The following is a 13,029-nucleotide window of genomic DNA, read 5'->3' as shown; positions in this document are numbered from 1 at the left end:
TCGTTGTAAATACATTAAATATTTTCACTTTGATATATACATTAATTGCAGGAGAAGTAGCTTCAAACGCTCCCATGATATTGAATGTCATAACAATACTTATGTTAGTCACTTCTATTTTAACAAGCGTGGTATTAATCTTTTCAAGTAGTGTTAAAGAATTCATGTACAAACAAAGATACTGAAAGTCTATATGATGATTAATGATCCGCGCTACTACTGGTAGCGTGTTTTTTGTTTGGGGGTACGCCCGGGTTTTACTCTTTCTTTGATTTCGTAAACGTTTACTCGGCTCCGCACCTTACTATATATGAATAGTCAAAGGCATTTTATTGGGTTTTACTATTCTATTACCATTAAGTCCAAACAAATATGATAGGAATACGTATGATGGACTAAGGGAGGTGCTGGGATTTTGAGTAAACTTGCTCAGTTAATAGAAGTAATAATAGATGCGGGTATTACTAAAATCAAAAAAGTTGAGATCGAGTATTTTAATGGTGTCGAATACAAATTGAAGTTCGATGAAGATGTTGACTCAACTGAAAGAGAAATCAAACTTGAGGATTTTTTAGAAGACATTGATTGGATTCAGGTCGAGGAAATTGAGATTGAACTTTACAATGGACAAGAAATTGAAATCGAATTTCCTGAATATCCGATAGGTCCGACGGGTGCGACAGGAGCTACGGGTGCGACAGGTGCAACTGGTGCAACTGGCGCAACAGGAGTAAGAGGTGCAACTGGTGAAATAGGCGCAACTGGCGTGACGGGCGCAACTGGTGTAACTGGAGCGACAGGCGCAACTGGAGTGACAGGCGCAACTGGAGTGACAGGTGAAACAGGAGCGACAGGCGTGACGGGCGCAACTGGTGTAACTGGAGCGACAGGAGTAACAGGTGCAACTGGTGAAACAGGAGCAACTGGGGTAACTGGAGTAACAGGTGCAACAGGTGCAACAGGAGCAACAGGAGCAACAGGAGCAACTGGCGCAACAGGTGAAACAGGAGCAACTGGCGCAACTGGCGCAATAGGACCGGCGAGTCCTACTATTCCTACTTCTGTTAATAGAATTTATGTGACAAACCAATTTGCCGACACTGTCTCCGTTATTAACGGGTTTACAAATAGTGTCATTACGAACATCCCAGTTGGATTACAGCCTGTCAGCATCGATGTGAATCCTAACACGAACCGTATTTACGTAACAAACGCAACCAGCAACAATGTCTCCGTTATTAACGGAATAACAAATACGGTTATTGCTACAATTCCAGTGGGACAACTTCCATTCGGTGTCGCTGTGAATCCCAATACGAACCGTATTTACGTAGCAAACATAAACAGCTTCAATGTCTCCGTTATTGATGGAGCTACGAATGCAGTTGTAACTACGATTCTAGTAGTAGGAAATCCATTTGGAGTCGCTGTCAACCCTATCACGAACCGTATTTATGTAGCGAACCAAAACAGCAACACTGTCTCCGTTATAGACGGGGCAACGAATACAGTTATTGCTTCTCCTGGTGTTGGAGTAAATCCAAGAGATGTTGGCGTCAATCTTTTGACAAACGCGATTTACGTAGCGAACTTTAACAGCAACGATGTCTCCGTTATTAACGGAATTACCAATACGGTTGTAGTTACGATTCCAGTAGGCTTAAATCCAGAAGGTGTCTCTGCCAATCCTAATACGAACCGTATTTACGTAACAAACAACAACAGCAACAATCTCTCCATTATAGACGGGGCTACGCATGTGGTTGTAAATACACCAGTTGGAATTCACCCATTCGGTGTCGCTGTCAATCCTTTAACAAACGCAATTTACGCAGCGAACTTTAACAGTAACAATGTTTCCGTTATTAACGGAATTACAAATACGGTTGTAGCAACGATTCCAGTAGGATCAAATCCAAGAAGTGTCGCTGTGAACCCATAATATTCAAGAATCGTATCCCTCGTATCAACTGTTGCATTCTATAGAAGGATTTTTCCTATATAGTTGATCAAGCCCAAATAAAAAAACCTGCGGCAAATGCTGTAGGTTTTTTTGTATAGGTGTTAAATCGTTATCCAACACGCCTGCCGCGTTGAGTAAATGAGCATGATATTGACAATTAGTTTGTAGATACGTAGTATGCGAAAACAAATCCCGCCAGAGCGTAGTCACTCCATCAGGCAGTATTTGTTTCATGAAGGATACAAAAAACTATCGTCGTATTAGAAACGATGGTTGTGGGATGATAATAACAATAATTCATTGTATTACTGACTCAAGGCAATTCCGAATTCATCCCTTTTCAAGGGACGGACTATTTGCTTGTGCGCCAAGGTGACGCCGCGACAACAGCAAGGCAAAAGCCAGAAATACGACCACTATAAAACCATACAACAGGATATAGCCACCGATATGGTAGATTAGGCTCCCAACAATCGGGCTACATGCCATTCCCATATAACGAAAAAAATTATACGCTCCGACGGCTGTCGCACGGTTTTTCGTGAAAGCTCCAGTCAGCAGCGTCGTCTGCACCGGGAGCGAAAGCCCAAGGGATAACCCGAAGAAGATAATTCCGGCCAGCAGCCATGGTAATGAAATTGAGTAAAAGATGAGGAAAAACAAAACCGAAATCGCATTTAGATAAGTTGTCAGAACAAGCAGCTTTTCTCCATCTACCCTTGCTTGGATTTTTCCGCCTAAATAACTGCCAACTACGATGCCAAGCGACATCGGCAGAAATACCAGTCCCTTTTGCTCGGCCGACAAGCCGTAACGATCGCTTAAAATGTTCGGAAGAAAGACAAGAAAATCGTAAAATACATAATATTGAATAAATCCTAGATAAATAATGGACGATCCAATCCGATTCTGAAGAATCGCTGCAAAATCCCGCAGTTGAAAGCGGCCAGCTTTCACGTTGTCCGGCTTCGTTTCCTTCAAATATAGGTAGTTGAAAATCAACACAACCATACCCGTTGCGGCAAGAGCGAGAAACACGGAGTGAAAATTGAACACCCCGCTAAGAAAACCTCCGATGACCGGCCCAAGAACAGGGCCTAACGAAACCAACATCTGAAAGGTTCCCATCGCTTGACCGCGTTCTTTTCCATCGAACAAGTCGCTTATGACCGTAACGGCAACAACTGATCCCGCAGCAATTCCGATAGCCTGCAAAGCTCGAAATACTATAAGCAGCTCTATGCTTTCGGAGAAGAAACACCCGACCGAAGCGATAACATACAGCGATATTCCGAAAAGCATGACTTTGCGACGCCCCTTCGAATCAGTGAGCGGACCATAGATCATCTGCATGATGGCAAGAAATAAGGTAAACACTGAAATCGTCAAGTTTACGACGAATGAGGTGGAGTGTAGTTGACTGGCAACCTCGGGTAACACCGGGGTGTAAATCGTTTGTGTGAACGGCCCAAGAAATGCAGCAAACGCAACAATATAAACAAGAAGTTTACGATTCATGATGTTCATTCCTTTCATTGAAATCTAAATCTAATTGTCATCTTACTTGAAATCGATTATTTATTCCAACGCATTACATGCTATAATCACATTGATTAGAAGGAATGAATGGAGTGTACGAAATTGGAACTTCTTCAACTGCACTATTTTATCGCGGTAGCTCGTTCGGAACATGTGACCGAAGCAGCCCGGAGTCTGCACGTTACGCAATCGTCATTAAGCAAAACGATTCAGCGCCTGGAGGAAGATTTAGGGGTCTCGCTATTCGATCGAGTAGGCAGGAAGCTGCAATTAAATGAGTTCGGAAGAAGATTTCTTCGGCGTGCAGAAAGGGCTTTGTTCGAATTGGAACAGGGGAAGCTGGAGCTTAGCGATTTATCCAGCCCCGACCACGGCACACTTGAACTAGGGGTGACTAGCGCAAGCGTATTACACCACATTCTTCGGAAATTTCGAAAAAAGCGGCCCAATATTCAATTTCATGTTCAAATGTTGACGACACAGGAAATGGTTATGCTTCTAGAGAGAGGTGAGGTAGATTATTGTTTATCCTCGCCACCTATCGAACGGGAGGACATCGAATGTCAAATCCTGTTCATCGACCCCATCCTTGTCGCTGTTCCAGAGGGGCATCGGCTGGCGACTCGAAACAGCGTATCCTTGACTGAGCTGAGGGATGAATGGTTTGTCGGGTTAAAGATCGGCTACGGTACGCGTGATTTAATGGACGCGGTATGCAAATCGATGGGATTTGCACCTCTTTATGTATACGAGGGGGATGAACCGGCAAGGTTGGTCAATCTGGTGGAAGCCGAAATTGGCATAGCCTTCATACCAAGTACAGCAAGGAATGATCGAGCACAAATCAAATATCTCCAGGTAGAGACGCACGAAGTGGTGCGGGAAATCGCATTATTGTGGCACAGGAGTCGATACATATCGCCGGCTGCTCTTGAATTTCGTGAGGTCGTTGTAGAATATTTCGATGCCTTATCCAAACAAACAATTTAATCCCCTAAGTTTGCTTAACTAACAGATAATTATAGTTTAGGATCTGCTTCGCGGCAGATCCTATTTTGTTTATTGAAGTAACGGGTAGATTAACGTAACAAATGAAGGAATATGAAAACGCAATACCGAATAAGAAAACATATTGTAATATCTTCCCATTTACTTCAAGTTGGTGAATAAGTCAATCTCTTCATAATCTAAATTTTGGATAAAAGAGGGATGAATATGGCTTTTAATTTTCTGGGTTTCGACTTCGTGAGTGGTGAAGAAATTGATTTGGTTATTGATATGAAAGTTCCAGCAGATGAAGAAAAGGGTTTAGTCCCTGCTTATAAATACAGCAAGTTCTTTTCATTTTAGGACGATTTTTAATGACCTTACTGGTGGTAGTTCAGAAACTTTTTGTAAGCCGGTGCGTACCAAAGAGTTGCTGGTGTATGGTCTGGCGTTGAGAGCCAGAAGATCGAAAAAGTAAGGAAGACAAGGCATAACATACGAAGCGAACGGAGGCGTTATACTTGCAATTGACCCTGGACAAAATCGTCAAGAAATTCGGCGATAAAAAGGTGCTTCAAGGCGTTGAATTCAGATTTCAAAAAGGAAAAATTTATGGACTGCTCGGCCGCAACGGAGCCGGGAAGACGACGCTGTTCAACTGTTTGAGCGGCGAGACGAAAATGGACGGGGGACGAGCTCTCCTTGAGGAAAATGGCGTCGTGCGGGAGCTCCGTGAAGAGGATGTCGGGTATGTGTACTCGCTGCCGATTTTGCCCGAGTTTCTGACCGGCTATGAATTCGTTAAGTTCTACATGGATATTAACCGGGACAACCTGCAGCCGGACCTAAGCATTGACGCTTATTTCGACATTATGAGCATGGGGAAAGATGACCGGCACAGGCTGATCAAAAGCTACTCCCACGGGATGAAAAACAAAATTCAGATGTTGCTGTTCCTGATTACGAAACCACCGATCATTCTACTCGACGAGCCGCTCACCTCCTTCGACGTCATCGTGGCGTTGGAGATGAAAAATATGTTGCGTGAGATGAAGCGCGATCATATCCTCATTTTCTCAACCCACATTTTACAGTTGGCTTCCGATCTATGCGATGAGCTTATTGTGTTGAACAATGGCCGGCTGTCCGACGTTCCGGCTGAGCTGTTACACAGTCCGGAATTCGAACAGCGCATTATTCATTTGTTAAAGGATGAAAGCCATGCTGAGAACGTTTAATAAGTTGCTCGCCATCCGGACATCCTCCGCAGCCAATCGGTTTATTTATTATGCGCAAATGCTTCCACTTATTGGGAGACGGATACCGGACACCGTTTACGCCAATCTGCATGTCAAAAAAACCGTTACCGTTATCTCACTCATTTTGAACGTGCTTTGGGGACTGTTTTCCAAGCTGGCATATACAGGTCTGCTCGTCTATTTGCCTGCCGTTGCACTGAATCGGTCGCTGCCTCAGGAAGACCAACTGCAGCTGTTTTTGCACATTTTTTTGCTGCTTAGCTTTGTGGTGGCAGGTGGCACAACTGCCTCCGTGCTGGAGCCGAAACGGGAGAAATACATCGCCGTGAAGCTGATGCGGCTGTCGCCGACCACGTATATGCGGACTTTGCTCAGTTATCGTTACTGCACATATTTTATCTATAATATTCCTGCACTGCTGCTCTTTACTTCCTTGTTGGGTGCCTCCATCCTGCAAGCGCTGACGTTGACGGCTGCAGTCACGCTTTGGCGGGTATTCTGCGAATATTTGCATCTGAAGCTGTTTGAGAAAACCGGCATAGAGCTGATCCGAAACACCATGTTTGTCTGGTTGACGATCGGACTTGGCAGTGCGGCCGCTTATGCACCGCTACTCCTCAATTGGACGCCAAATAGTGGCTCGATGCTAATTGATTTTCCTGCAGTTCTCGTCATTGCGGCATTAGGCATTTTCGCTGCGATGCGGCTAGCCCGGTATCCCGATTACCGAACGGCGGTTGACGTCGCAACGAAACGGGACGACCCGCTGCTGGATATCGGGCGCATGATGTCGGATGCGAAGAAAACGAGTGTTCGATCCAAAGACAGCGATTACGCTTTGACGACGATGCAGGCCGACAAGTTCAAAACCAAGGAAGGTTATGCTTATCTGAATGCGCTTTTTTTCGCACGGCATCGCAGCCTGATCACACAACCTGTCTACAAAAGACTAGCCATTATTGGCGTTTTGGGTGTCTCCGGCATTGTTTTTGCAGCGCTGGACAGTCAACGGGTCGCTCTTCTGAGTTCAAACCTGGAGACTGTTCTTCCTTTTTTGGTTATAATTTTGAACTTCCTGACTGTAGGAGAAAGAGTGTGCCGCGCTATATTTTACAACTGCGATCTCAGCCTGCTGCATTACAGCTTCTACCGGAATGCCGCGAATCAGCATTTCCGCATCAGGCTGTACCGAATCATGGGGCTGAACATGACGATCGCCGCCGCTCTCGGAGCCGCGCTGACGCTTATTGCCCTGGCAGCCGGCGCAGCGGTAAATCTGGCGTTGCTTCTGCTGTGGGTGTGCCTGCTGATGCTGTCCGTTTTTTTCTCCGTCCATCACCTGTTGATGTACTATATCTTTCAGCCCTATTCGACCGAACTCAATGTGAAAAGTCCTATCTTTTATATCGTGAACTTGCTGGTGTCAGCGGCATGCGGGATCAGTATAGGAGTGAAAGCCCCGGCGCTCCCTTTCACTGTAGCAGTCTTGATTGTAACACTCGTTTACTTGGCCGCCGCGTTAATTCTCGTACGCCGATTCGGTCATCGCACCTTCAGGGTGAAATAACCGGATTGGTTGCGGTGTCTCATAACAGGGGGTAAAAATGAAAGAACGCAATTCTACTTACAATATTGCAAATGCAAAGTTAGGTTTTCAAGCAGAAGTAGAGAGGTTGAAAGTCCAAGCAATGATGGGTTGGGATAAAGAGTTCCGTAATTTAAGATGGTATGGATTACAGAACGGCATGAGCGTATTAGAGCTGGGAAGTGGTCCAGGTTTTGTTACTGAACAACTTTTAAATGAATTACAGGATAGCAAGATTACAGCTCTCGAAGTTGATACAGACCTTTTGGAAGTAGCTAAAAGCAGGTTAGACAATATACCATCATCAAAACTTCAGTTTGTGCATTCGTCTGTATATGATACTGGATTGCCTGATCATACATTTGATTTTGCAATTGCAAGATTGCTTTTTCTACATTTACATTATCCAGAGAAGGCAGCTGAAGAAATCTTTCGAGTGCTGAAGCCTGGAGGGAAGCTGGTCATCATAGATATAGATGACCAAATTTTCGGAGTGGTTGAACCCAATTTTACTTTGCTATCTTCTGTTATACAGAAACTAGCGAAGTATCAAGCATCAAAAGGGGGAAATCGGTATATCGGGAGGAGTCTGCCTAGACTTCTCGCAAAAGCAGGTTATATTGATTTAGATTTCGATACCGTAACGCAGCATAGTGACGTCCATGGGATTGAGGGTTTCAAACGGCAATTTGATGTTAATCGTTTTATAGCTTTTTATAAGAACGGGATCCTCAATAAGGAAGAATTCAATCAGGTAAACCAAGCTTCTGAGAACATAAATAATTCTCCTGATGCATATGCGATGATGAACTTTGTAATGGCATGTGGAAAAAAACCTATACTGAACAGTATATAGACAATGAAGAAGCTTGGCATTGTAGAGGGCAAAGGGGACAACGAATTCGTTGCTTATGCCCATACTACCAAAGCTGAACAGGCACCGAGACCTTTTTATGTATCCACTTAAGTCATTAATCCAATATCACCCAATTCACCCAGATTAATAGAGGGTATGATATTATAGGATTTGTGAACTCCAATTAATACTATTGGAGGTTCAAGAAAGGGTGACTTATTTTGTTCAAAAAATTATTTCCATTAATCCTATGTCTTGCGTTGGTATTGACCGTTGTTCCAGTGCTAAGCGCAGCTAGCAATTCTGCACCTTCTGTGTTCTTAGACGGCAAACGGTTAGTATTTGAGGTAGATCCCCAGATAATTGATGGGAGCACATTAGTTCCGTTACGCAAGATTTTTGAATCTCTGGGCGCTCAAGTAGAATGGGAGCAGGCAACTAAGACGGTAACAGCAATTAAGGGCACTAATGTTATTGTGTATACGGTCGGAAATGACTACTATACGAAAGATGGACAAGCAGCTGCTATCCCAGTTGCAGGTCAGGTTATAGATGGTTCTACGCTTGTTCCACTCCGTTTTGTAGGTGAAGCACTCGGTGCAACTGTCGGATGGGAAGGAGCTTCCCGGACAATAACGATTAGTTCGATTACAAAGAAAAAAGTCACAGTTAATCGTGTTGTCGATGGTGACACTTTTGAAGTGACATGGGATGGTAATACGGAAAAGATTCGTTTGATTGGTATTGATACACCTGAGATAGTGCATCCGACCAATCCTGTTCCAGATGGCGGGTTATTGGCATCCAACTTTTCTAAAGGTAAATTGACAGGGAAGACGGTTTATGTGGAACTTGATGTTGAAGAGCGAGATAAATATGGTCGTTTACTTGGCTATGTATACCTAGAAGATGGTTCATTATATAACGCGGCATTAGCTGGTGAGGGATTTGCTAAAATGGCAACATACCCGCCTAACGTTCGTTGGGTAGAGTTATTTAATTACTTGCAAACCACTGCTAGAGATGCGAAAAGAGGGGTTTGGGCTGATTTAGAACAGTCGGCTGCTCCAACAACTACACCTGCGCAAGAAGTTTCTCCAAGACCGGATACTCCTGGTAATGTTACATATCAAAATTGTACCTCAGTGAAAGCGGCAGGCAAGGCACCACTATATAAAAATGATCCAGGTTACAGCAGTAAACTCGATCGTGATGGTGATGGAGTGGCATGTGAGTAGTAATAACCTGTAATCTGAATATTAAAATAAGATTGAGATTATTAACCGCCTTTTACTCGGCGGTTTTTTTGCATTTAATATTGGATTTATTATTTCAAAGCACATATGAACTTGAACCGCATTATCGTGCTCACTACGAACGGGTAGGATAGTTTAAAGGTAAATATTTACAGAGTTAATAAGTGATCGGTATAATAAAGGGGTTCAGAACAATAGTCAAGGGGGTTATGAATTGGAATTTGAACTTTCCCATAACAAGTTTAACACTAAAAGACCAGGGTCCCTTGTTAGCACAATTACTGGAGTATTAAAACATCTATCGTTATTGTATTCGAATATTGAGGAATCCATGGAAAAAAAAGTAACTAAACAGGAAACAACTCCAATATGCCTTACATGTAACGGCACAGGCACGGTCATTGGTGATATTGATCCAAGTCGTATGGTCGCAACTGAACTCTCGCTTAAAAGAGGAGCTGTGCTTTTATGGGCGGGTACTAACTGCGGACCTGTTGTAAAGATCAAAGAATTGGCTAAAATGATCGGAATTGACTTTGAAAAGCCACTAGCAGAGCAGGATAAGCAATTTACCGATATTTTACTTTATGGATATGAAAAGGATCTTGTAACGTACGTTCACAAGAAAAAGAAACACCAAAACTATTATCATGGGTGCGTATATGATTTGAAATATATGCGTGATGCAGGAACAACTAGTAAAGGAAACCTTTGGGCAATAAAATTATTCTCGCAACATGATAAGTGCCCAAATTGTACAGGAAGAATGTTGGAACTAGAACGAATGATTATGGGGAATTCTCTTTCAGATGTGTTGAGAATGCCGATTTCAGAATCGATAATGTTTGTCCAAAATTTACGTAATGGTCTTGGCACGCAAGTGTCAGATCGTTATTATGAATTGATTAATGTTTTGGAATTACGTTTAACTTATCTAAATAAAATTGGCCTAAAGTCTCTTTCGGCTTTCGATGTTAGAGATTTGGTGAAACCTAGAATTGGATAACGGGAACACGAGCCTAATTCTAACTTACATTTGAAGCTGTCCGTTGTAGTTAAACATCTTAAATGCTGCCGCGTGGCAGCCATAATTCAGCAGCATTCAAGGAGGAAACAATGGCAATCTATCTTGTTAGGCATGGTAAAGATGAAGATGGTTATCGTGGTGGATGGAGTGAAAGAGGACTTATAGACGAAGGAATAAGACAATCCGAAAAACTGGGACAATATCTTTTTGATAATAAGCAAATATATAATATTAAACAAATAATCAGTAGCGATTTGAGAAGGGCATTCGAAACAGCTAGTATTATTGGACAAAAACTTAGTTTATCGGTTACAAGCTCGGAAAGTTGGCGAGAAACCAACAATGGTGTATTGGCAGGGATGCCAAATGAGATAGCGAATGTAAAATATCCAGGTTTATATTTTTCAAGTTTGCAGATGGATGAAAAATATCCTGGTGGTGAGAGTCCAATTGAAAATTTTACGCGTATAAAGGAAACTTTCGAAGATATATGTAATGACCAAGCAAGAAAAAACCATACCGAGAACGTAGTAGTTGTAACTCATGGCGGTGTAATAAATATCATTTATCATATGTTAAGAGGCATAGAGTGGACGAATAAGAATAAGTTTTTCCCAGCATCAAATACCAGTATTCACAAGATTGATTATTGTAACGGAAACTGGGAGTTTACATTGGAAAATATAACTGTTCATTTCTGAATAAGCTGAACATTTGGTAGGGGAATAACATGATACGAAAAGTTAGAAAGCGGCTCACAGAGGGATACCAGAAATATTTTGCCCAGAAGATGTTCAATAAGATTCTCATGATGTACTCGTTAATTGTGATACTTACGTTGGTTGCTTTGTCTTTTTTTATGTATCAGTATTTCTCGCAATATATGATGAATAAGGAAGCAGCGCGGGAACGTGAGGCTGTCTCAAATGTAAACGCTTATATTGACCAACGTATAGATGCTTCCAGAATGATCGTGCAGAGTCTTAATTCCAACGATTATTTCCTTCAGAATTTTTCGGTTTTGCTCAATAAGGGGTATTCCGAATATTTAAATTACACATTAAATCAATTTCTCAGCGTTGATTCGTCCCTCACGAATTCGCTGAAAGAGCTTTCCACCTTTTTTAATAGCGGGTTCAATATCGAATCGATTATTTTCTCGGGGCAGAATGGGGAATTGTATCGGGTTAATGATCAATTCTCGCTGGAGATTATTCCACCGGAAGAGACGGGATATAAGATTCCTTTTCAAGGAGTGGGGGGCGACCAAAGTCAGATTTACCCTATTTCTGCTGAAACAAATGGTACACACGAGCCGCTATACGCGGTTGCAGCTGAGTTGAAAAATCCGAAAACCTTGGAGCATCTTAGCAACATGATGTTCTTATTCAGATCCAATGACATGATAGAGCCCAACGTGCGCATACAGAACGAATTGAAAGGAGATCTTTTGGTAACGACCCGAAATGGCGATGTCATTTACGATTCTTCCAATACGTGGTACGGCCGCAGATTTCCAGTAACGGATTTGTTGGAAAACGACTTGTCTGACAGGAGGTTGATTTCCGAGCAGAATTTGTACGCGACGGTATCTATGAATAACAAGGCCAGTGTTATGGTCGCGCAGGTAGTTTCACCTGAAGAGCTAAGTGTCGATACGAAGGGGGTTAAAAGGTGGATAGCGTTTCTTACGCTCGCATTTATTTGTGCTTCTATTTTTTTGACGAGTACATTGATACAAAGGTTCTCGAAACGCACTAAGGTGATCGTGAGAGCGATGGAGAATCTGGACGTTGGTCAAAGGAGTGTACGTATTCCGCTAACCGAAGGTGATGAATTATACCAGATTGCGACTAACTTCAATAAACTGATTGAACGAGTGAACCACTATATTGAGAAGGAGTTTGTCTCAGAGATTAAACAGAAGAATGCGGAAATTGTCGCGATGCAAATGCAGATTAATCCTCACTTTCTGTACAACACGCTAGAGGCGATTCGAATGAATGCGGTTGCACACGGAGCTCCCGAAGTTGGTCATATGATTTATCTTCTCGCTACGTTATTCCGTACTTCGATGAAAAGTGCAATGATTGTAAAAGTAGCCGATGAGATCGAGCGTTGCCGCTTGTACTTGGAGTTGTTCCAGTTTCGTTATCCGGATCGTCTAGAGGTTCAGTTCGATATTGCCTCAGAAATTGAGCAGCAAGAAATTTTAAAGCTTTCCATTCAACCGTTGGTCGAAAACTACGTGCTGCATGGCTTTCGAAGCGACCGCAAGAATAACTGGATTCATGTTAAGGGAGACATAGATTCCGGTATCATTATGATCGAAGTTAAGGACAATGGCAAAGGAATTCCGGAGACCAAATTGATGGAACTTCGTGAGTCATTGAAGGTAAGAAGTGAGCTTGAAGCAGTAACGGATTCTATCGGACTTCATAACGTGAACATGAGGCTTCAAATGTTGTACGGCGAAGCTTATGGTATTAGTATCGAAAGTGCAAGCGGGACGGGAACAACAATAACTATGAAAATTCCTCATATCAGCAAGGAGTAG

10 protein-coding genes are annotated in these 13,029 nt (G+C 42.7%); 9 read left to right on the top strand and 1 reads right to left on the bottom strand.

Annotated features, from left to right (window positions below):
• The first annotated feature begins 415 nt into the window (after positions 1-415).
• Complete coding sequence (locus AC58QG_RS03710) at positions 416-1,942, top strand: YVTN family beta-propeller repeat protein (protein WP_497360755.1); 1,527 nt, start codon at positions 416-418, stop codon at positions 1,940-1,942.
• A gap of 351 nt (positions 1,943-2,293) precedes the next feature.
• Here AC58QG_RS03710 and AC58QG_RS03705 read toward each other — a convergent pair whose 3' ends face one another.
• A complete protein-coding gene (locus tag AC58QG_RS03705) occupies positions 2,294-3,481 on the bottom strand; it encodes an MFS transporter (protein ID WP_497360754.1) in 1,188 nt (395 codons plus the stop codon).
• Positions 3,482-3,604: 123 nt separating this feature from the next.
• Here AC58QG_RS03705 and AC58QG_RS03700 point away from each other — a divergent pair, with 123 nt between their 5' ends.
• From AC58QG_RS03700 to AC58QG_RS03665, 8 genes are all read left to right on the top strand, one after another.
• Positions 3,605-4,492 (top strand): LysR family transcriptional regulator, encoded by an 888-nt coding sequence (locus AC58QG_RS03700; RefSeq protein WP_497360753.1) that lies wholly within the window; start codon positions 3,605-3,607, stop codon positions 4,490-4,492.
• Positions 4,493-5,010: 518 nt separating this feature from the next.
• Entirely contained in the window at positions 5,011-5,727 is a 717-nt protein-coding gene (locus AC58QG_RS03695; protein WP_497360752.1) for an ABC transporter ATP-binding protein, read from the top strand.
• A complete protein-coding gene (locus tag AC58QG_RS03690) occupies positions 5,711-7,315 on the top strand; it encodes a hypothetical protein (protein ID WP_497360751.1) in 1,605 nt (534 codons plus the stop codon). The genes AC58QG_RS03695 and AC58QG_RS03690 overlap by 17 nt, the downstream gene beginning before the upstream one ends.
• A gap of 37 nt (positions 7,316-7,352) precedes the next feature.
• Positions 7,353-8,189, top strand: coding sequence for a class I SAM-dependent methyltransferase (locus AC58QG_RS03685; protein WP_497360750.1), 837 nt, complete (start codon positions 7,353-7,355; stop codon positions 8,187-8,189).
• Between the two features lie 266 nt (positions 8,190-8,455).
• Positions 8,456-9,427: a stalk domain-containing protein gene (locus AC58QG_RS03680; RefSeq protein ID WP_497360749.1), complete on the top strand. Its 972-nt coding sequence runs from the start codon at positions 8,456-8,458 to the stop codon at positions 9,425-9,427.
• 232 nt (positions 9,428-9,659) lie between these two features.
• Positions 9,660-10,451: a hypothetical protein gene (locus AC58QG_RS03675; RefSeq protein ID WP_497360748.1), complete on the top strand. Its 792-nt coding sequence runs from the start codon at positions 9,660-9,662 to the stop codon at positions 10,449-10,451.
• A 110-nt stretch (positions 10,452-10,561) separates the two neighbouring features.
• Positions 10,562-11,173, top strand: a complete 612-nt coding sequence (locus AC58QG_RS03670) for a histidine phosphatase family protein (RefSeq protein ID WP_497360747.1) — start codon at positions 10,562-10,564, stop codon at positions 11,171-11,173.
• Between the two features lie 29 nt (positions 11,174-11,202).
• A complete protein-coding gene (locus AC58QG_RS03665) occupies positions 11,203-13,029 on the top strand; it encodes a sensor histidine kinase (protein ID WP_497360746.1) in 1,827 nt (608 codons plus the stop codon).

It is taken from the genome of Paenibacillus sp. J22P169 (genome assembly GCF_059691995.1).
This window is presented reverse-complemented; position numbering and strand designations above follow the sequence as displayed.